At 67.1% G+C, this 19,122-nt stretch carries 20 protein-coding genes; 8 read left to right on the forward strand and 12 right to left on the reverse strand.

Going from position 1 to position 19,122, the window contains the following annotated elements; all coding sequences use genetic code 11:
• The first annotated feature begins 111 nt into the window (after positions 1-111).
• The gene (locus RRU_RS12265) at positions 112-513 is read left to right on the forward strand and encodes a response regulator (RefSeq protein ID WP_011390120.1); all 402 of its coding nucleotides are present in this window, start codon (positions 112-114) and stop codon (positions 511-513) included.
• Positions 510-1,379 carry a PAS domain-containing protein gene (locus RRU_RS12270; RefSeq protein ID WP_011390121.1) on the forward strand — a complete coding sequence of 290 codons (870 nt, stop codon included), beginning with the start codon at positions 510-512 and terminating at the stop codon, positions 1,377-1,379. The genes RRU_RS12265 and RRU_RS12270 overlap by 4 nt, the downstream gene beginning before the upstream one ends.
• On the opposite strand, the gene RRU_RS12275 is transcribed toward RRU_RS12270, so the two are convergent.
• Entirely contained in the window at positions 1,325-2,479 is a 1,155-nt protein-coding gene (locus RRU_RS12275) for a PQQ-dependent sugar dehydrogenase (RefSeq protein ID WP_011390122.1), read from the reverse strand. The genes RRU_RS12270 and RRU_RS12275 overlap by 55 nt on opposite strands.
• Positions 2,480-2,774: 295 nt before the next feature.
• Here RRU_RS12275 and RRU_RS12280 point away from each other — a divergent pair, with 295 nt between their 5' ends.
• The 6 genes from RRU_RS12280 to RRU_RS12305 all read left to right on the forward strand — a co-directional run bounded on the left by RRU_RS12280 (position 2,775) and on the right by RRU_RS12305 (position 9,640).
• Positions 2,775-3,347, forward strand: a complete 573-nt coding sequence (locus RRU_RS12280; protein ID WP_011390123.1) for a GNAT family N-acetyltransferase — start codon at positions 2,775-2,777, stop codon at positions 3,345-3,347.
• A 216-nt stretch (positions 3,348-3,563) separates the two neighbouring features.
• Positions 3,564-4,991, forward strand: coding sequence for an FAD/NAD(P)-binding protein (locus RRU_RS12285; RefSeq protein WP_011390124.1), 1,428 nt, complete (start codon positions 3,564-3,566; stop codon positions 4,989-4,991).
• 169 nt (positions 4,992-5,160) lie between these two features.
• Complete coding sequence (locus tag RRU_RS12290) at positions 5,161-5,703, forward strand: RNA polymerase sigma factor (protein ID WP_014626366.1); 543 nt, start codon at positions 5,161-5,163, stop codon at positions 5,701-5,703.
• 63 nt (positions 5,704-5,766) lie between these two features.
• Complete coding sequence (locus RRU_RS12295) at positions 5,767-6,729, forward strand: FecR family protein (protein WP_207187500.1); 963 nt, start codon at positions 5,767-5,769, stop codon at positions 6,727-6,729.
• Positions 6,730-6,841: 112 nt separating this feature from the next.
• Positions 6,842-9,310 carry a TonB-dependent siderophore receptor gene (locus tag RRU_RS12300; protein WP_011390127.1) on the forward strand — a complete coding sequence of 823 codons (2,469 nt, stop codon included), beginning with the start codon at positions 6,842-6,844 and terminating at the stop codon, positions 9,308-9,310.
• Positions 9,311-9,379: 69 nt separating this feature from the next.
• Positions 9,380-9,640 (forward strand): hypothetical protein, encoded by a 261-nt coding sequence (locus RRU_RS12305; RefSeq protein WP_011390128.1) that lies wholly within the window; start codon positions 9,380-9,382, stop codon positions 9,638-9,640.
• A 99-nt stretch (positions 9,641-9,739) separates the two neighbouring features.
• On the opposite strand, the gene RRU_RS12310 is transcribed toward RRU_RS12305, so the two are convergent.
• From RRU_RS12310 to RRU_RS12360, 11 genes are all read right to left on the reverse strand, one after another.
• Positions 9,740-10,048, reverse strand: coding sequence for a type II toxin-antitoxin system RelE/ParE family toxin (locus RRU_RS12310; protein WP_042440152.1), 309 nt, complete (start codon positions 10,046-10,048; stop codon positions 9,740-9,742).
• Positions 10,045-10,296 carry a type II toxin-antitoxin system ParD family antitoxin gene (locus RRU_RS12315; protein ID WP_011390130.1) on the reverse strand — a complete coding sequence of 84 codons (252 nt, stop codon included), beginning with the start codon at positions 10,294-10,296 and terminating at the stop codon, positions 10,045-10,047. Before RRU_RS12315 ends, RRU_RS12310 begins: the two co-directional genes overlap by 4 nt.
• A 213-nt stretch (positions 10,297-10,509) precedes the next feature.
• On the reverse strand, positions 10,510-11,034 hold the full coding sequence (locus RRU_RS12320) for a PAS domain-containing protein (protein ID WP_011390131.1): 525 nt from the start codon (positions 11,032-11,034) through the stop codon (positions 10,510-10,512).
• Between the two features lie 464 nt (positions 11,035-11,498).
• Positions 11,499-12,470, reverse strand: a complete 972-nt coding sequence (locus tag RRU_RS12325; RefSeq protein WP_014626368.1) for a ferritin-like domain-containing protein — start codon at positions 12,468-12,470, stop codon at positions 11,499-11,501.
• Between the two features lie 175 nt (positions 12,471-12,645).
• Positions 12,646-13,857, reverse strand: a complete 1,212-nt coding sequence (locus RRU_RS12330; protein ID WP_011390133.1) for a CynX/NimT family MFS transporter — start codon at positions 13,855-13,857, stop codon at positions 12,646-12,648.
• A gap of 47 nt (positions 13,858-13,904) precedes the next feature.
• On the reverse strand, positions 13,905-14,510 hold the full coding sequence (locus tag RRU_RS12335; RefSeq protein WP_011390134.1) for a lipocalin family protein: 606 nt from the start codon (positions 14,508-14,510) through the stop codon (positions 13,905-13,907).
• A gap of 39 nt (positions 14,511-14,549) precedes the next feature.
• Positions 14,550-15,332 (reverse strand): ABC transporter permease, encoded by a 783-nt coding sequence (locus RRU_RS12340; RefSeq protein WP_011390135.1) that lies wholly within the window; start codon positions 15,330-15,332, stop codon positions 14,550-14,552.
• Positions 15,329-16,330, reverse strand: coding sequence for an ABC transporter ATP-binding protein (locus RRU_RS12345; protein WP_011390136.1), 1,002 nt, complete (start codon positions 16,328-16,330; stop codon positions 15,329-15,331). Before RRU_RS12345 ends, RRU_RS12340 begins: the two co-directional genes overlap by 4 nt.
• Positions 16,330-17,508 (reverse strand): ABC transporter permease, encoded by a 1,179-nt coding sequence (locus RRU_RS12350; protein WP_011390137.1) that lies wholly within the window; start codon positions 17,506-17,508, stop codon positions 16,330-16,332. The genes RRU_RS12345 and RRU_RS12350 overlap by 1 nt, the downstream gene beginning before the upstream one ends.
• Positions 17,509-17,630: 122 nt before the next feature.
• Positions 17,631-18,545 carry a glycine betaine ABC transporter substrate-binding protein OsmF gene (osmF, locus tag RRU_RS12355; protein WP_011390138.1) on the reverse strand — a complete coding sequence of 305 codons (915 nt, stop codon included), beginning with the start codon at positions 18,543-18,545 and terminating at the stop codon, positions 17,631-17,633.
• A 137-nt stretch (positions 18,546-18,682) separates the two neighbouring features.
• Complete coding sequence (locus RRU_RS12360; RefSeq protein ID WP_011390139.1) at positions 18,683-19,084, reverse strand: nuclear transport factor 2 family protein; 402 nt, start codon at positions 19,082-19,084, stop codon at positions 18,683-18,685.
• Positions 19,085-19,122: the final 38 nt, after the last annotated feature.

The following is a 19,122-nucleotide window of genomic DNA, read 5'->3' on the forward strand; positions in this document are numbered from 1 at the left end:
GTCCTCCCAGCCGGTTTCTCTGGCATCACCCTTGCAAAACGACAGGCGGACCCGGTCCACGAACGATGAAACCGCCGTTCGCACCCTTCTTCCGCCAGGGCGCATTGCAAAATGACAGATACCGTCAACGATCAACAGTCCGACCTTGTTCTGATCGTCGGTGAAAACCCGATTACCCGCGAGGTGCTGAGCCGCTGGCTGAGCGCCGACGGCTGGATGGTGATCGCCACGGACAGCGGGCCGAAAGCCCTGACCCAGGCGGCCGAACGCCGGCCCGGGGTGATGCTGGTCGATCTTGACCAGCCCGAGGCCGAAGGCGACGAGACCTTCGCCCGCCTGCGTCAGATTCCCGCCTATGCCCCGCGCCTGCTGGCCCTGCTCAGCCACGCCCCGCCGGCGCGCCGCCAGGCCCTGCGCCAAGTCGGCGTCCTTGGCGTCTTCGTCAAACCCATCGACCTTAAAAGCGTCAGCGCCTTTCTCGGCGCCCCCGACGGCCAGGAGTCCTGCCGATGATCGATCCCATCCTCGCCGCCGGCCTGCGCGACCGCGTCCTCGCCCGTCTGGCCCATCGCCTGCCCTTCGGCTTGGTGGTGACCCAGGCCGGTGGCGCCATCCTTTATGCCAATCCGCGCTTCGCCCATCAGATCGGTCAGGCGGCCGAAAGCCTGATCGGGCGCAGCCTCGCCGCGCTCTGCCCCGACCTGCCCACCCCGACTCCCGGGCTGGAAAGCGGCCGCATGGCGGCGCTGCCGGGCGCCGACGGCCGGATGTTTGGCGTCATCGCCCGCGTCGTCCCCGCCTCGCAGCCCCCCGAACGGCCAAGCTGGATCTGGACCTTCGAGGATGGCGTCGATCTGCCCGATCTGGAACGCGCCCTTGACCATCTTTTGTCCCATTCCCCGACCACCGGCCTGCCCGCCCAGGCCCGCTTCGTGAAAGAGGCCGGGGATCTGGCCGGCGCGGAGGGCTATGGCCTTGCCGTCATCGGCTTCACCGGCTTCACCCGCCTGCAATCCACCGTCGCCGGCGCCCTGGAAGCCCCCTTCTATCGCCAATTGGCCGCGACCCTGGCCAAGGAGGCTCCCCATCGCCTGATCGGCCAGATCACCGCCGACACCTTCGCCCTGTTCTGCCCCGCCGGCCACGACGCGGCCGTGGTCGCCCACAGGGTCGTCGGCCACCTTTGCCACGGCGTGCTGCTGGGCGAGGTGACCCTGCCGCTCGACTGCCTGGGCATTGGCCGTGACGGCGCCGCCGGCACCGATCCAGCCCTGGTGCTCGAAGACGCCCTGGCCGCCCTGAAAGCGGCCGAGGCCGCCTTTCCTCAGCGCGGTTCCAGCCGGAGCAGGGCGCCGTTCTCGGCGTCGGTCAGCACATAGACCAACCCTTCGCCATCGACCGCCACGTCGCGGATCCGCCCATGGGTCCCGTCAAGCAGGATCTCCTGATCGACCACCCGGGCGCCGTCCATTTCCAGGCGGTGAAGGCGGGTGAGGACCAGGGCGCCGACGAACAGGTTGCCGCGCCAGGGGGCGAAGGCCGCGCCGTCATGGCGGGCCAGCCCCGAGGCGGCGATCGACGGCGTCCAATGGATCACCGGCGCCTCCAGCCCGGGGGCGGCGGTCTCGCCCTTTCCCACCGCCAGCCCCGAATACTCGCGACCGAAGGTGACAAGCGGCCAGCCGTAATTGCGCCCGGGGAGGATCAGGTTCAACTCGTCGCCGCCGCGCGGCCCGTGCTCGGTTTCCCACAGCCGCCCCGAAGACGGGTCGACCATCAGGCCCTGGGGGTTGCGGTGCCCATAGGACCAGACGCTGGGCGAGGCGTCGGCGCGGCCGACGAAGGGGTTGTCGGCGGGAATCGAGCCATCCTCGTTGATCCGGTGAACCTTGCCGCCGTCATCGCCCAGATCCTGGGCGCGGTCGCGCTGGTTGCGTTCGCCGACGGTGAAGAACAGATGCCCCTGACCGTCGAAGGCCAGACGCGACCCGAAATGCTCGGTGCCGCGCCCGGGGGGCTGGGCGGTGAACAGGGTTTCCACGGCGTCGAGAGCGCCGCCGACCAGACGCCCGCGGCCGATTCGCGTCGTCAGCCCGCCATCGACGGCGGCGCTATAGGCGAAATAAAGCCAGCCGGTCTCGGCGAAGCGCGGATGGGCGATCACATCGAGCAAGCCGCCCTGCCCACGGGCGACGACCGGGGGAACGCCGCCGATCGGCCGGGGATCAAGGCGACCCTCGACGACGAGTCGCAAGCGCCCGGGGCGCTCGCTGATCACAAGGCGCTTGTCGGGCAGGATGGCGATCCCCCAGGGATGCTCCAAGCCCTCGGCGAGGCTGACCACGGCGAAGCGCGCGCGCCGGCTGTCGATGATCTCCTCGGCGGCGGGCTCGGCGGCGGCGGGCCCGCCAAAACCAAGGCCGGCCAGCACCGCCATCAGCCAAAGCGCCCGGGGCGGGCAACGCTCAAGACTGCTCATGACACGGGGTCCCTGTTTTCATGTGGTGTTGCCTCTTGACTTTGGGATCGGCAGGCCGTACTTCCCGCAACGGTAGACACACCGGACGGAGTGGGTCCCTCCCATGCATCCCTTCTCTTTCGATCAGCGACGACGAACAAGCGACCGCGCCCTGGCGCGGGATATCGCTTGCGACGCCCGCGTCGTTGGCCGAGCTTAGGGAAAACCGACCCTCCTCCTTGAAGGTTCCCAAAGGCCGGCGCCGCCGCAAGCGGAAGGTAGCCCACCCCCTTTTATGATGCCTGGGAACCCCGACATGACCAATATCCTTCCCGAAGGCCCCGCCCTGGGACCGTCCATCGAAACCCTGCTCGACCGGGCTTTCGGACCGGGCCGCACCGCCAAGGTTTCCTATCGCTATCGCCAGGGCGTGGCGCCGCTGCCCGAACTGTGCTTCACCGCCTTCACCGATGGCGCGCTGTCGGGCACCGTCCGCCATTGGCCCGTCACCCTCTCGGGGGGCCATGGCCTGGGCCTGGGCGGCACCGGCCTCGCGCCCGCCCTGTCGGTTGTTCTGCTTGGCCCCATCGCCGTCGACCCGGCGCTGCGCATCGGCGGAATCGGCGGGCGGCTGATGCGCCACGCCATCGTCGAAGCCGCCGCTGGCGGCGTCGATATGATCGTTCTGGTCGGCGATCCGGCCTATTACCGGCGCTTCGGCTTCCGGGCGGCCAGCGCCTTCGGCATCGTCATGCCCGAGGAAAACGCCGCGCGGGTTCAGGCCCTGCCGCTGACCGCCCGGGCCAATGCCTTGCGCGACGGCGGGCTGGTGCTGCCGGCCAACGGCCTCGTGCAACCGGTGCGTCTTCGCCTCGCCCGCGCCGCCTGACCAGCCGCCACCGACCGCCGGCGCCCTGATAAGCGCCGATCGGAAGGGCTTTTAAGAAATCCATCTCTATTGACATACTAGGGTTTGGCGTTACCCTTGCCGGGCAGGGTGCGCGGAAGCCCCCCTCATCATCGTCCCTCGTGACTTGCGGTTATCCGACAGGAGACGCCCGATGCCGATCTTCCCCCCCTCGTCGGCTCCGTTCCGGTGAGCACGATGCGTCCCGCCGCCCCCCGCGCGCCGGCCCCGCCGCCGCCCAGCGGTCCGCTGCTGATCATCGGCGGTGGCGCCTCGGGGGCCTTGCTCGCCTGGAACCTGCTGGCGCGGCAAGCCTTCGACGGCCCGGTGACCCTCGTCGAACCGCGCGCCCGTCTGGGCCTGGGCGTCGCCTATGGCGATGCCCGCAGCTTTCATCTGCTCAATGTGCCGGCCGGCGCTATGGGGATTGACCCCGACGACCCGGGCGATTTCCTCGATTGGCTGCGCCGGCGCCCGGCCGAGGGACGCTGGGCGGATCTGGCGACGACCACCGCCGACGCCTTCGTGCCGCGCGCCGCCTTTGGCGACTATCTGTCCTCGCGGCTCGATCCCTTCCTGGCGGAGGGGCGGTTGCGCCATCGGCGCGCCCGCGTCGTCGATCTTCAGCGCGCTCCCGGGCGCGGCGCCTGGGTCGCCACCCTTGATGACGGCACCACCGAGCGCGGCGGCCGCGTCGTTCTCGCCCTGGGCAACAATCAAAGCGCGCCGATCCGCGTCCGCTCCGACGACGGCTGCGTCCCCGGGCTGCACGAGACGCCGTGGCTGGCGCCCAAGCGTTTGCCCGCCGACGCTTCGGTGCTGATCCTGGGCACCGGTTTGACCATGGTCGATGTGGTCATCGCCCTCGCCGAGGATGGTCACCGGGGACCGATCCACGCCTTGTCGCGGCGCGGCCGCCTGCCCCTGCCCCAGGTTTCCGGCCTGCCCAAGCAGCCGGTCAAACTGCCGCTGGGCGCCGACAGCCTGGGCATCGCCGGCCTGCTCCACCATATCAAGGCCCAGGCCCGGGCCGAGGTCGCCGCCGGCGGCGACTGGCGCAGCGTGATGGATGGCTTGCGGGCGCCCAGCAAGGCGCTGTGGCCCTTGCTGGCCGAAACCGACAAGCGCCGCTTCCTCCGCCATCTTCTGCCGCGCTGGAATTTGCTGCGCCACCGCCTGCCCCCGGTCAGCCTCGAGCGCATCGAAACCCTGCGCCAGAGCGGGGCGCTGACCCTTCACGCCGGCCGCCTGCGCGATGTGCGCCGCGACACCGATGGCCTTTTCCACGTGCTCTATCAGGACCGTGCCGAGGGCCTGCGCCCGCTCTGCGTCGATGTGATCCTCAATTGTACCGGCTCCTGCCCGGAAGGCCGCTTCACCGCCAATCCCCTGCTCGCCACCTTGTTCGAAAAGGGTCAGGTCGCCCTGGGCCCCGCCGGCCTGGGAGTCGCCGTCACCGCCCAGGGACAGGTGCTGTCGGCCGGTGGGCGGACCTATCGCACGCTGTTTGCCCTCGGCCCGCTGGTGCGCGGCGCCCAATGGGAATGCACCGCCATTCCCGACATCCGCCAGGACGCCGCCGCCCTGGCGGCCACCCTGGGACAAACGGCCACCGTCAGCGCCTGACCGCGCCAAGCGCGCGGGCCCCCTCCCCGCCCCCGCCGGGGTGACGGGTTGCCATCCCCTTTCCCAGATGCTATGGCCGTACCGAAAATGCGAAGCGTTTGCATTTCAGCCCCGGGAACCCCTTCCCGGGATGGGATGCTCCTCCCGTTCCGTAAGGCGAAAGCGTATTGTGTCGGCTGTCCTGAATGCCGTTTTCGAGAGCTATCGGCGCTCGCTCCTGGGGAAATTGACGCGGATCGTCCAGGACCGGCAGATCGCCGAGGATTTGACCCAGGAAACTTACCTGCGGGTGCGGCGGGCGGCGGAAAGCGGGCCGATCGATCATATCGAGGCGTTCTTGCACCGGACGGCGCGCAATCTCGCCCTGGATCATCTGCGGCGGACCAAGCGGCGGGCGGGAATGGGGAGCAGCGCGGTCGAGGACGGCGCGATCGATGATCTGGCCGATGACCGCCCCTCGGCCGAGGAGGCGCTGATCGAGCGTCAGACTCTAACGGTGTTGAGCGAGGCGATGGCCCGCCTTCCCCAGCGGGCCCGCTTGGTTCTGACCCTCAGCCGGGTCGAGGACTGGCCCAACACCAAGATCGCCGCCCATCTCGGCATTTCCGAACGCACCGTTTTCAACGACCTGAAGCTCGCCCTCGGCCATTGCCGCGATGCCATGGCGCGGGTCGATAAAAAAGAGAACGGCGCGCGAGAGCGGTTAAAGTGAAGGACGACACGACGTGGTGACGGGGGATTTGGTCCGGTGGGACGCGATGGCTCAGACCAGGAGATGACAACGGCGACCTATACCCACGAAGACCCCGTGGTCGATGCGGCGCTGGACTGGTTCACCCGGCTGAGGGCCGGAACGCCCGATGACGCCACCTTGCGCGCCTTTCGGGCCTGGAGGGACGGCGATCCCCGCCACGCGCGCGAGTTTCGCGCCCTGGAAGAGCTGTGGGGCGCCCCAACCTTTGCGAAGGCCGCCACTTTGGCCGGCGCGCGCCCGGCGGCGCCCGCGCGCCCCAGCCGCGCGCCCTGGCGGCGACGGCTGGCCTTCGCCGCCAGCCTCGCCCTCGTCTTGGCCGCCATCTGGCGCTCTCCCGATGCGGTGGTGGCGTGGCGCGCCGACTATCTGACCGCCACCGGCGAGCGCGAGCGGGTAACCCTGCCCGATGGCTCGACGATGATCCTCAACACCGCCTCGGCCGTCGCCCTCGATTTCGCCAAAGGAGAGCGGGCGATCACCCTGCTGGCGGGCGAGGCCTTCTTCGATGTGCGCCACGACGCCGATCACCCCTTCACGGTGACCGGCCGCTTTGGCGAAGTCCGCGTCGAGGGTACGGCCTTTTCGGTGGAGATGAAGGACGATCGCGACGAGATCGTGCTCGAGCGCGGCGCGGTGGCGGTGCGCTGTGTAGGCGCCTCCGGGCAAGCCGCCGCTCTCCATCCGGGCGAGGCCGTCAGCGTGACGGCGACGGCCCTCTCGCCGGTCCGGCGCGCCGCTCCCGAGCACGATCTTGCTTGGCGTAACGGGCGCATCCGCTTTGACGAACGCCCGCTCGGCGCCGTCGTCGAGGACCTGCGACGCTACCACAAGGGACCGATTTTCGTTCTGAACGACGCGGCCGAAGGCACCGTCGTCAGCGGCAATTATCGCCTGGACGATATCGCCGGCGCCTTGCGCACCCTGGCGGCGGCGACCGGCGCCGAAGTGATCGAGCTTCCGGCGGGCGTGGTGATTTTGCGATAGAGTCGCATCTTTATTTTCCGACCTGCCGGCCCTTCGACGTCTTGCTAGCGAGGGCGAGGGGGTCGCATGGGGCGATCCCTTCCCCCTTGGGATGACAAGAAGGGATGCGAGCATGACGATCGGTTTGGGGGCGGCGCGGCGCGGGACCACGATGACGGGGCGCAGGGGCGCGCGCCCGCTGGCCTCGCTTTTGGCTTCGACCATCCTGGGCTGGTCCCTTGCGTCGCCGGCCTCCGAGGTCTGGGCCCAGCAGCCGCAAGCCATCGATCAGCACGCGATCCGTTTCCAGATCCCGGCTCAGCCGCTGGCCTCGGCCATCGACGCCTTCATCGACCAAAGCGGTTGGCAGATCAGCTATTCGACCGCCGTCGCGCGCGACAAGACCTCGAGCGCCGTCGCCGGCGAGATGACGCCCGCCGAGGCTTTGCGCCGCCTTGTCAGCGGCACGGGCCTTGCGGTCCGCCTCACCGGAGCGGACGCCGCCGCCCTTTTTGATCCTCTGCCCCAGGGCGACGACCAGAAGACCGGCGCCCTCACCCTTGACACCCTCACCGTGGAAGGTGCTGGCATCGATCCCGGCGTCGGCCTGGGCGGCGGGGTGGTGACACGGGGCTATGTCGCCGAAGCCGCCCGCATCGGCACCAAGACCGATACGGACCTGAAAAAGGTCCCCCAATCCATCGCCGTGGTGTCACGCCAGGAGTTGGAAGACCGCGACGCGCAAAGCTTGGTAGAGGCGGTTGGCTATTCCTCGGGCGTGCGAACCGGCGTCTATGGCTTCGATCCCCGCTTCGATACCATCCACGTGCGCGGCTTCAATGTGTCGAGCGAAGGGTTCTATCGCGATGGCCTGCGCGACCTGGGCGGCAGTTTCTCGGTGTTCCGCAAGGAACCCTATGGCTTCGAGGCGGTCAGCGTTCTCAAGGGGCCAAGCTCGACGCTGTATGGCGGCGGGTCGCCCGGCGGCATCATCGACGTGGTATCCAAGCGCCCAACGGAACAGGCCTTTAACGAAATCGAGATTCAGGCGGGCACCCGCGATCATCGACAGATCAACCTCGATACCTCCGGCCCCGTCCTTGAAAACGATACCGTCCTTTATCGCCTGACCGGGTTGTACCGCGAGGCCGACACCCAATACCTCGCCGCCCCCAACGACCGGTTCTATGTCGCCCCCGCCGTCACCTTGCGCTCGGATGACCGCGATACCCACCTCACCTTGCTCACCGAATACACCGATCTGACCACCGGGGGCGCGGCGGGCTATTACACCTCGCCGGATCTGAAAACCCGCATAGAAACCGGTGATCCGGCTTGGGGCGATTTCGATCAGATGCAGTGGCGGGTCGGATACGAGTTCGAACACCGCTTCAACGACGTCCTCGCCCTCCGCCAGAACATGCGCTATTCGAACATCAAGGCGGATATGCGCTGGACCGGCATCAACGATATTTCCGACGATGGCGCCACCGCCACCCGCAGCACCGGGCGGATCCGCGACGAGGCCTGGACCATCGGCGTCGATACCCATGCCCAGGCCGATTTCGCCACTGGCCCGCTCTCCCATACCGTTCTTGGCGGCGTGGATGTCAGCTACATCGACAGCGATTACAAATACGGGGCGGGAACCGCGCCCGACCTGAACCTGATCACCGGCAATTATGGCCAACAAGCGATCGAGGGACCGGCGACGCTTGACCTCATCCGCAATACCGTCCGCCAGCGGCAGACGGGCCTCTACCTTCAAGATCAGATCGAAATCGACCGGGTGGTTCTGACCTTTGGCGGGCGTTACGACTGGCTGAGAAGCCAAGCCAAGAACCGGCTCGATCTTTCAAGCAGTACCGAGCACTACGACGATAACTTCTCCTATCGGGTTGGGCTGACCTATCTTTTCGACAATGGCATCAGCCCCTATGTCAGCTACGCCACGTCTTTCGCCCCGACCACCGGAACAAGCGCCAGCGGCGCGGCCTTTGAACCGACCACGGGCGAACAGGTCGAGGTCGGCGTCAAATACATCCCCGACAGCCTGCCGCTTTCGATCAATGCCGCGCTGTTCAAGATCCGTCAGGAAAACGTCCTGGCCTCCGACCCCGATAATGTCTACTTCCAGATCCAGCGCGGCGAGGTCGAATCCACCGGCTTCGAGATCCAGGCGACGACCCGTCCGATCGACGGCCTCGATCTCACCGCCTCCTATACCTACCTCGACATGGAAATCGCCGCCGGCGACAACGCGGGCAAGATCCCCTCGGGCATCCCCCATCACCAGATCACCGCCTGGGCCAATTACGTGTTTCAAAGCGGCTTGGCCAAGGGGCTGACGCTGGGCGCGGGTAGCCGCTTCTATGGCGAAAGCTGGGGCAATGATACCAACACGGTGAAGAACGACGCCCGCGTGCTGGTCGATGCCGCCATCGGCTATGATTTCAGCGCCCTCAGCCCGCAATTGCGCGGCGTCTCCGCCCAGATCAACGGCAAGAACCTCTTCGACAACCGCGCGGTTACCTTCGCCTCCAACCTGAGCTACCGCGAGGAAGGACGCGAGGTCGTCGGGTCGCTGCGCTACCGGTTCTAAGCGATGGCGAGACGATGCGCTTTGATTTAGGCTGGGGTTTTATGTCGCGTAATGCAGGAGATGCCGTCGATGAGCCGCCAGTTCGCGGGCCGGGCGTTTATGCCGCTGGCCCTGGGGATCACCCTCGCCCTGACCGGCGCCTGCGCCAAAAAATCGGTCCTTCCCGCGGAAAGCGCCGGCGGATTGGCCCGGGCCTGTTCGATGGTGGCCTGCCAGTGCATCAATAGCGATGCCGGCCCCTTCACCCGCGAGCGGCCGCAACCGGTCGTCTGGTCGGCTGACGGCACCGCCGGTTGTCCGACGGGATGGCGCTTGCGGCGGGGCTCTTGACCGCCTGCCCCCCCGCAACCAAAAGCGCATAATATATAAAAAACAACTAAAAGGGGAAAATAAATAATCGCACCCTTAAAGCTGGTCCCCACTCTGGGTTTACTCCTCCATCAGCAGCGCCTCGGGCAGATCGCGGGCGCCATGCAGGATGCGGACAATCAAGGGCGGGAGTCGGTCGGCGTTGTAGACGATGACATAGGGAAAGCCGGTCAGGATCAGGAAGCGATAGGGCGCCTCGGTCAGGTCGGGGCGCCTAGTCCCGATGCCGGGGTGTTCGGCGATGTGCACGGCCGCCTGGGCGATGCCGTCGCGCAAGGCTCGCGCAGCGGCGGAGTTGTCCCTGGCGATCCAGCGCACTGCGGCCAAAAGGTCCCGCCGCGCGGCCGGTGACAGTTTCGCCGCGTTCATTGCCGGCTGGCGTCGATGATGCCATCAATTTCGGCAAGCACGCCTTCAAGGTCTACGCTTCCTTCCCGGTCGGCTTCCGCCTCGGCGGCTTCCACCATGCTCTGGAAACGGCGTCGCCGGTCCTCGGCTTCCTGAAGCAGGCGCAGGCCCGAGCGCACCACTTCGCTGAGGTTGTTGTAGCGTCCACCCTCGACACAGTCGCGGGCAAAGCGTTCCAAATCTGGGGTCAAGTGAACGTTGGTGGACATGGCACCTCCGCATGTCAAAGATTGACATGAATATAAGTGCGAAGGCCGGAAAGGGGAAGGAGGTGCCCTCAGCCCCAACCTGCGGAGGTCAAGCTCCGAGAAAGGATGCTCGTTTTGTGGCGAAAAGCCATCTCGCCGATATTGATCGTCAGATCGTCACCTTCGGCGACTGCCCTTCCCGACGATTGCGCCCCCGCTCTCACAGGCCGCCCCTCACAGGCCATGAATGAATTCGTCGTAGGTCTGGCCGGTTTTTGCCAAAAGATCCTCGACGAGGACCATGGCGGCGGCCATACCGTCTTTTGGCGAGGCATGGCGGCGCTCTTCGTCCAGCAACGCCGCATAAAGATCCTTGATGCCGGGAAGAATCCGGGCTTCGGGAACGCGGCGGCTGGAATGATAGCCGATGACCTGCCCGGAGGCCGAAAACGTCGGGGTGATATGGGCATAAACCCAGTAATGATCACCGTTCTTGGCCATATTGATCACATAGGCGAAGACTTCGTGACCTGCCGGGATACGGTCCCACAGAAGCTTGAAGACGCAAGCCGGCATATCGGGATGGCGGATGATATTATGGGGTTTTCCAAGGATTTCAGCCTCCTTGTAGCCGGCGACCTTCAAGAAGACATCATTGGCATAGGTAATGATGCCCTTTAGATCTGTCTTCGAAACAATGATCTGGTCTTCGCCGAAGAAGCGCTCGACTCCGCTGGGAGTCACGATTGGCCGCGACATGCACCCCTCCTGGGGCGGCTCCTGATCCAAGCCCCCCGTACAACGCGTTGTTTGCCGAAGGAAGAGACGCGGGGACGCGTTTCCACACGGGGAACAATCCGCCTCAGTCAGATGGAGCCAAACCCCACCTTCTTAGGGCAGACCGTCTAGCAATACAAAACATAGGGACATTATTCAAAGCGAATCCTTCGGGTAACCGCTTACCTTTTGTCCGGACTCGACTTCCTGGTATGAGGTGGCGGAAGAACCATCCTGGCGCGCCCTCCCCGATCCCTTGCCCTCAACCGGGCCGTGACCGCTCCGGTCGCCCGCCCGCCCCGGGGGCGGCGACTCGAAAAAGCCGGATTTATGGCCCTAGATCAGGATGATTTCAGGTCTGATCGACCTGAAATCATCCTGATCTAAATCTAAATGTTAGAGCGGGATTTTCGGCGAAAACCGCGCACACTTTTCGCCATCCCGCTCTAGGGGGTCTGCCCCGCCTTCAGCGCCGCCAGCCGGTCGCTCAATCGGGCCAGACGCGACAGCGTCACATGAACCTCGGCGTCGATCATCCCGGTGGCGGCGCTATCGCTTTCCCGATCCATCAGATCCTGCCAAGCGCCAAGCAGCCGGCCGGCCAGACGAACCTCGCCTTGCACCAGATCGATCAGCGAGCCGCCAAAGGACAGGGCTTGCTCCTTGGCCGGGCGCGGGGCGACGGACATCCCCGGGGCGCCGACGCTCTCGCCGCGTTCGCGGGCTTCCGCCGCCAATTGCAAGAACAGCGCACCGGTCACCGTGCCAAGGGCGAAGCGGGCGGCCAAGGCATAGCGATGGGCGGTTTCGGCTTCGGCCCGGGCGACATGGCCGGCCAGCACCCCGCCCTCCTCCCCGTCAAAATGCAAAGTAAGCGGCGTCAGGCTGGCCGACAGGGTCACGGGCAGGAACGCCCCATCCAGGGCGGCGCGCTCGGTCGGCCAAGCCCGGCGGCGGGCCAGACGCAAACGGGCGACATGGGAAAGCTCCTCGGCGGCCATCCGCTCGGCTTCCAGGCGCAGGGCGACATCGGCCGTTCCCGCCGCCAGGCGCATATAAAAGGCATAGGCCCGTTCCTCGTTGCGCACGGCGCGGTCCAGGGCGAACCACGGGCTCGACAGCGGCAGGGCGGCGTGGATGACGTCCTCGGGGTCGGGGGCTTCGGGGGGATCCCAGGCGAAGGGCAATTCGGCGGCGGGAATCACCCCCTGCTGGCGCGCCCATTCGGCCAGCATCGCCCCGTGGTCGCGTTCCTCGGCCTCAAGCCGGCGGAACAGGGCGGCCAGAGCCTCCTCGCCCACCGCTTCCATCCGCATCGACAACTCGGCGTAGCGGCGGCCGGATTCCCGCTCCATCGCCAGGGCGAGGGCGAAAAGCTGATCTACTCCGGCGATCTTCGGCACCGTATCGAAAGTCATCGGGCCGCTCTCGCGCAGTCCTCGTCCCCTTGGGCGTTCCATGATGCCTCCTGCTCGCGGAAACGGATGGCGGAGGGCCCCCTCAAAGATGGGACGGCCCTCCCCCAACGCAACCGGAGTATCCTCTTATTCGGCGCGCCACCCTAGTCGAAAGTGTCCGGCTAAAAGAAGGGGGTCAGGCGGCGGACGCATGGCCTTCCACCCGGGCGCCGACGGTGCGCCGCCGTCCGGCCCCCAGGCCGGCGATCAGGGCCAAGGCGCCAATCGCCAGGAACAGCCCGGCCACCGGACCCCAACTGCCGGTCTGCTGGTGGATCAGCCCGACCAGCAAGGGGCCCATCGCCGAAACGCTATAGCCCACCCCTTGAGCCATGCCCGAGAGATGGGCGGCGATATGGCTATCGCCCGAGCGCAAAACGATCAGGCTGAGCGCCGTGGCGAAGGAGGCGCCCTGGGCCAGCCCGAGGATCACGGCGAAGCCCCAGATCAGCGACAGGGGGGCCAGCATGCAGCCCATCAGTCCGATCGCCGTTCCGCATTGGGTCAGCACCACGGCCAGCCGCTGGTCGCGCGCCCGACCGGCCAGACTGGGGGTGACCAGGGCGGTGGGCAATTGGCACAGCACCGAGACCGAAACCATCAGCCCGGCCTCCACCGCCGAGATCCCACGGTCGCGCAGGATCGGCGCCAGCCAGCCGAACACGCAATAGGCCAGCGAGGATTGCATGCCCATGAACAAGGTCACCTGCCAAGCCACCTTGTCGCGCCACAGGCCGACCACCGGCAGCACGCCGCCGGCCTTGCCGCCCCGCTTGCCCCTCAAGGCGAAGGGGGCCCAGGCGACGATGGCGATCAGGGCCGGCACCACCCACCATGCCAGGGCCGCCGCCCAATCGCCGTCCAGCCGGTTCATCAGCGGCACCGTCGCCCCGGCGGCCACCGCCGCTCCGCCGCACATCGCCATGGTCATCACCCCGGTCATCGCCACCGCATGGCCGGGGTAATCGCGCTTGAGCACCCCGGGCAGCAGCACGTTGACCGCTCCGATCGCCAAACCGCCCACCGCCGTGCCGATGAACAGCGCCAAAGGCGTATGCGCCCCGCGCAAGGCGATGGCGGCGGCCAGAACCACCAGCATGGCCAGGATCAGGCGGTCGGTGCCGACGATGCGGGCCAGCCGGGGGGCCAGCGGGCCGAACAGCCCCAGGCACAGCACCGGCAAGGTGGTCAGCCAACTGGCCTGGGCGGCCGATAGACCGAGACCGGCCATGATTTCATTGAGAACCGGTCCGACGCTGCTCAGCGCCGGTCGCAGGTTGAGGGCGACCAGAACGATGGCGCCCGCCAGCAGCAAGCTTCGGCCATGCCAGGGGGAGGAAGGGGTCACGGGACGACAAAATCCTGATGAAAGGGAAAAAGACTTTAGCGGACGGCTCAACCGGCCTTGGCGGTCTTGCAAACGGGCCCCTGGTGATCGACCAGGATCAACTCGTCAACGGCGAAGCCGTTTTCGCGGGCGATATCGACCAGGGACGCGCGGATCGCCGGGTCGAGATCGGGCTTGCGGGCGAGGATCCACAGATAGTCGCGCGTCGGCCCCGAGACCAGGGCATAGCCATAATCAGCCTGATCAAGGGCGAAAACGTGATAGCCCCCGGCCAGCGGCCAGAAGAAGGTGACCGACAGACTGGGCACTTCGGGTCCCTTCTGGAAGGTGGCGTAGCCTTCGATCGAGCGCCAGCGGCAGGCCTTGGTGTCATAGCCCTTGTTGACCACGCTGATCTTGCCGTCGGGGCGCAGACCATAGGTGGCGGTCACATCACTGAGATCCCGCTCGAAACCGTGGTCAAGGCGCATCACCTCGTACCAGGGACCAAGGTAACGTCCGGCCTCGAAGGGTTGGGCCGGGGTGATGCCATCGGGCACGCCGGTACAGCCCGCCAGCATCCCCAGCAGGCCAAACACCCCCGCCCGGCCGCGTCGGGCGACGCGCAGGGCGTCGCCGGCCAGATCGCCTAAAAACATCGTGATGAAAGCCATGGCGGAAAGTCCCCTTTGACTGTGGTGCCGGTAGCGGCGTCATCGACCGGGAGCGGCCGGTCCCCCGGTCTCGAACCGCCCCATCGCCCGCGCCACCCGCCGCTCGATCAGACCGAGGCCGTCGTGCAGAAGCACGGCGAGCAGGGCGACAAGCAGCCCGCCCTGAAGCAGGAAGGCGGTGTTGTTGGACAGCAGCCCGGCGATGATCACCTCGCCCAACCCCGGGGCGGCCACCGTCGAGCCGATGGTCGCCGTTCCCAGATTGATGATCGTCGACACCCTGATCCCTTCCAGGATCAGCGGCAAGGCCAAGGGGAGCTCGATGCGAACCAAGCGGGTCAGCGGCCCCATGCCCATGCCGCGCGCCGCGTCGAGAACGGCAGCGGGAACCTGGGTCAGCCCGGCCAGGGTATTTTCGAAGATCGGCAAAAGCCCATACAGAAACAACGCGATCAGCGCCGGCTTGGCTCCGAAGCCGACCAGCGGCACCATCACCGCCAGAACCGCCACCGGCGGAAAAGTCTGGCCCAGGTTGACCAGGGCGCGCGACAGGCCAAAGAACGCCCGCCCGGCCCGCCGGGTGACGATCACCGCCAGCGGCAGGGCGATCAGGGTGCTGAGCGTGGCGGCCAGGGCGACGATGCGCAGATGATCGAGCGTCAGGCCAAGCAGCGGGCTTTGGGTATAGATCGCCGGCGCGCCGTTCTCGGCCAGCGGCGCGAAAAGCGGGGCGAAGGCGGCCGGGCGGGCCAGGAAGCCGGCAAGCACGCCCAGGGCCAGCAGGCGCGGCAGCAGCCGGCCGATCCATCGCCACGCCGTCATCGCGTCCCGCGCGCCGGTTCGGCCTCGGCCGGCGGCACGCCCACGTCCCCGGTCGCCCCCCGGGCATGGGCCAGGATGCCGCCCAGGCTGACCTTGCCCAGCACCCGTCCCTCGGCATCGGTTACCGCCATTGCGGGCCGGCCGCTCCAGGCCAGGGCGGAGAGCGCGTCGCGCAGGCTGGCGCCCGCCGCCAAAGGCGGCCCCTCGGCCGATCCCGGCTCAAGGGCGGCCTCCACCGACAGCAGATCGAGCAGACGAAAGGGCCGGTCGGCGCCGCCGATCAGCCGCTCGACGAAGGCATCGGCGGGCCGGGTCAGCAGCGTGGCCGGCGGGGCGCATTGCAGCACGCGGGCGCGGTCCATCACCGCCACCCGGTCGCCCAGGCGAAAGGCCTCTTCCATATCGTGGGTGACGAGCAGCACCGTTGTCCCGAAGCGCCGCTGCAGGGCGCGCAGATCATCCTGGGCCTTGCCGCGGATCAAGGGATCCAAGGCACCGAAGGGTTCATCCATCAACAACAGCGCCGGTTCGGCGGCCAGGGCGCGGGCCACCCCCACCCTTTGTTGCTCGCCGCCCGAAAGCTGATGGGGGAACTTCGTTGCATGCTCGGCCGGATCAAGCTGAAAGGCCGCCAGCAGATCCCTGACGCGGACATCGATGCGCGGGCGCGGCCATTTCAGCAGGCGTGGTACGGTGGCGATGTTCTCGGCCACCGTGCGGTGGGGGAACAGGCCATAGCCCTGGATGACATAGCCGATGCGCCGGCGCAGATCGTCGCCGGCCAGGGTCGCCGTATCGACGCCGCCGATCAGAACCCGCCCCGCCGTCGGTTCGATCAGGCGGTTGATCAGGCGCAGCAACGTCGATTTCCCCGATCCCGAGGTGCCGACCACGGTCAGCACCGTTCCCTCGTCGATGCCCAGCGACACGTCATCGACCACGGTGGTCTCGGCGAAGCGTTTGGTCAGATGGTCAAGCACGATCATCGGCTGGGGCATCACCGTCTCCCGACGCCAGGGGTGGGGGCGCCGCCGCCGCGCCGCGCCCCCTCGATCAAGGCGTCAAGGATCACGGCGGCGCCGAAGGCCAGGGCGACAGTAGGCAGGGCGCCCAGCAGCACCAGATCCATCGCCGCCTGACCAACGCCTTGAAAAACGAAGGTGCCAAAGCCGCCGCCGCCGATCAGGGCGGCCACGGTGGTCAAACCGATCGCCTGAACAAGCACGATGCGCACCCCGGTTAGGATCACCGGCAGGGCGAGCGGCAGTTCCACCTCGCGCAGGAGGCGACCGCGCCCCATGCCCATGCCGCGCGCCGCGTCCACGGTGGCGGCGGGCACCTGGGCCAGACCGACCACCGTATTGGCGACCACCGGCAGCAAGGCGTACAAGATCAGGGCGACCAAAGCCGGCGTGGCGCCGATGCCGCGCACGCCCAGGGCGGCGATCGCCGGCACATGGGCGGCCAACCAGCCGAGCGGCGCCATCAAAATCCCAAACAACGCGATGCTGGGAATGGTCTGAATGATCGTCAGCCCCTGCAAGACCATGCCGCGCAGCCAAGCCACCCGGTGGCACAGCACCCCCAAGGGCAGGCCAACAGCGCAGGCGACCGCCACCGCCCCGAGGGCGAGGGCGAGATGGGTGCGAGCCTCGCGCCAGAAGGCATCGGCGCGATTGGCGTATTCCTTAAGAACCGACACCCCGTCCCACTGCCCCGAGGCCAGCAGCAGGCCCAAAGCGCCAAACAGGGCGCCAAGGGCCAGCAGCCGGGCCAGCGGTCCCGGCCTCAGGCGGACCAGGGCATCGGTCCCCAGCAGCAAACAGGCCAGCACCAGCAGCCAGAAGCCGCCGGCCGGGGCGATGCGGGCATAGGGATTGCCCGCCTGGGTCAGGCCTTCGGCCGCCCAGCCGACGGCCAGCATTCCCACCCCTCCGCCGATCACCGCAGCGCCCAGGCGGGCCAGCGGCCGCCGCGCCAGCAAGGCGACGCCGCCGACGATCACGGCGAGGGCGACAATGCCGGCCGCCGCGCCCCAGGGCAGCGCGTCGAACAACGCCACCCCTTTGCCGCTGGCGATCCGGTTCGCCCGCAGGGTCATGAACGGCGGGCCGGCCAAGGCGGCCCCCAGCACCAGGGCGACGATGATCCCCGGCCGATCAAGGGATATCCCCATCAAGGACCCCTAGAGCGGGATGGCGAAAAGTGTGCGCGGTTTTCGCCTAAGATCCCGCTCTAACATTTAGATTGAGATCAGGATTCAGATTTCAGGTCGATCAGACCTGAAATCATCCTGATCTAGGGAAGCAACCCGTGGCTGGTCAGAAAGTCCTTGGCCACCGCCCGGGCCGGCTCGCCGCCCACCTGAACCCGGGCGTTGAGGGCTTGGAGGGTTTCCAGATCAAGGGCGGCGAAGATCGGCGCCAGGATCGGCTCGATCTCGGGATGGCGCTTCAGGGTTTCCTCGCGGACGATCGGCGCCGGGGCATAGACCGGCTGCACCGCCTTGTCATCGCTCAAGGCCACCAGATCGGACGCGGCGATGCCGCCATCGGTGCCATAGACCATCGCCGCATTGGTGCCATTGGTCTGGTCCGCCGCCGCCTTGATGGTCGCGGCCGTATCGCCACCCGACAGCACGATCAACTGCTCGGGGGTAAGGGTGAAGCCATAGGCCTTTTGAAAGGCCGGCAGGGCGGCTGCGGAATTGACGAATTCCGCCGAGGCCGCCAATTTCACCCGACCGCCACCGGCCACCCATTTTCCGAAGTCCGAAAAGCTGGTGATTGTCTCGGCCTCGGCCAGATCGCGGCGCAAGGCCACCGCCCAGGTGTTATTGGCCGGGGCCGGGGTCAGCCAAACGATGTGATTGGCCTCGTAATCCAAGGCCTTGGCGGTGGCGAAGCCCTGGGCCGCGTCCTTCCACAGCGGATCATCGGCCTTATTGAAGAAGAAGGCGGCATTGCCGGTATATTCGGGATACAGGTCGATTTCCCCGGCGGTGATCGCCTTGCGCACCACCGGCGTTCCGCCAAGCTGCAAGCGATCCTCGGTCTTGATGCCGTGGGCCTCAAGGGCCAGCAGCATGATATTGCCCAGCACCCCGCCTTCCGTGTCGATCTTTGAAGACACCACCACATCGGCCCGGGCGGCAGCGGCCGTGGTCAATCCCAGGACAAGCGCACAGGCAAGGCGAGCGAGAGCGGATTTCATCAAGGACCCTTTTCATCCGAACGGGGGGGGCGGCGGGACGAGGCGCCGGGGAAACGCCGATCTCCACCATTGGATGCCTCGGCCCCGCCGGTTTCCATCCCGCTCCCCGCCGCCCTTGCCCCACAGGAAAAGCGTGGTCAGAGGATAACACTGCAATGACCGGCGACCAACTTCCAGCCCGCCGGGCCCTGGGTGCGCCGCCATATCCGGGTAAAGCGCAAGGTTTCGGTGAAGGCCTCGCCGTCATAGACGCCCGCCGTCACCGCGCGCACCACCACCACCCGGCCGTCCTCGCCGGCGGCGCGGACCACGGCGTCGGAAAGATCCAGGCGCGACAGCTTGAGCAGCCCGGCGCGATAAGGCTCAAGATGGGTTTGCTTGGTTTTCACGCATCCCGTGTGATCGACAAAGGCGAGATCATCGGCAAGCAAGGTTTCAAGACCCTTGAGATCGCCCGTTAGCATGGCGGCGCGCAGGCGCTCTTCATAAAAGGCGATGTCATCGGCTGGCGAAGCGAGGGTGGCGAGGGCATTGGACATGGGTTTATCCTCCCGTCGGTTTTTTATCTCCCGTCGCC

Source organism: Rhodospirillum rubrum ATCC 11170 (assembly GCF_000013085.1).
GTDB classification, from domain to species: Bacteria; Pseudomonadota; Alphaproteobacteria; order Rhodospirillales; family Rhodospirillaceae; genus Rhodospirillum; species Rhodospirillum rubrum.

Bases quoted from the DNA above. Each gene is read 5' to 3' on its own strand.
- RRU_RS12265 (WP_011390120.1), top strand. From the start codon at position 112: ATGACAGATACCGTCAACGATCAACAGTCCGACCTTGTTCTGATCGTC.
- RRU_RS12295 (WP_207187500.1), top strand. From the start codon at position 5,767: ATGACAACGGCGACCTATACCCACGAAGACCCCGTGGTCGATGCGGCG.
- RRU_RS12310 (WP_042440152.1), bottom strand. From the start codon at position 10,048: ATGAACGCGGCGAAACTGTCACCGGCCGCGCGGCGGGACCTTTTGGCC.
- RRU_RS12360 (WP_011390139.1), bottom strand. From the start codon at position 19,084: ATGTCCAATGCCCTCGCCACCCTCGCTTCGCCAGCCGATGACATCGCC.
- osmF (WP_011390138.1), bottom strand. From the start codon at position 18,545: ATGAAATCCGCTCTCGCTCGCCTTGCCTGTGCGCTTGTCCTGGGATTG.
- RRU_RS12275 (WP_011390122.1), bottom strand. From the start codon at position 2,479: ATGAGCAGTCTTGAGCGTTGCCCGCCCCGGGCGCTTTGGCTGATGGCG.
- RRU_RS12305 (WP_011390128.1), top strand. From the start codon at position 9,380: ATGAGCCGCCAGTTCGCGGGCCGGGCGTTTATGCCGCTGGCCCTGGGG.
- RRU_RS12300 (WP_011390127.1), top strand. From the start codon at position 6,842: ATGACGATCGGTTTGGGGGCGGCGCGGCGCGGGACCACGATGACGGGG.
- RRU_RS12345 (WP_011390136.1), bottom strand. From the start codon at position 16,330: ATGCCCCAGCCGATGATCGTGCTTGACCATCTGACCAAACGCTTCGCC.
- RRU_RS12320 (WP_011390131.1), bottom strand. From the start codon at position 11,034: ATGTCGCGGCCAATCGTGACTCCCAGCGGAGTCGAGCGCTTCTTCGGC.
- RRU_RS12340 (WP_011390135.1), bottom strand. From the start codon at position 15,332: ATGACGGCGTGGCGATGGATCGGCCGGCTGCTGCCGCGCCTGCTGGCC.
- RRU_RS12335 (WP_011390134.1), bottom strand. From the start codon at position 14,510: ATGGCTTTCATCACGATGTTTTTAGGCGATCTGGCCGGCGACGCCCTG.
- RRU_RS12285 (WP_011390124.1), top strand. From the start codon at position 3,564: ATGCGTCCCGCCGCCCCCCGCGCGCCGGCCCCGCCGCCGCCCAGCGGT.
- RRU_RS12270 (WP_011390121.1), top strand. From the start codon at position 510: ATGATCGATCCCATCCTCGCCGCCGGCCTGCGCGACCGCGTCCTCGCC.
- RRU_RS12350 (WP_011390137.1), bottom strand. From the start codon at position 17,508: ATGGGGATATCCCTTGATCGGCCGGGGATCATCGTCGCCCTGGTGCTG.
- RRU_RS12280 (WP_011390123.1), top strand. From the start codon at position 2,775: ATGACCAATATCCTTCCCGAAGGCCCCGCCCTGGGACCGTCCATCGAA.
- RRU_RS12315 (WP_011390130.1), bottom strand. From the start codon at position 10,296: ATGTCCACCAACGTTCACTTGACCCCAGATTTGGAACGCTTTGCCCGC.
- RRU_RS12325 (WP_014626368.1), bottom strand. From the start codon at position 12,470: ATGACTTTCGATACGGTGCCGAAGATCGCCGGAGTAGATCAGCTTTTC.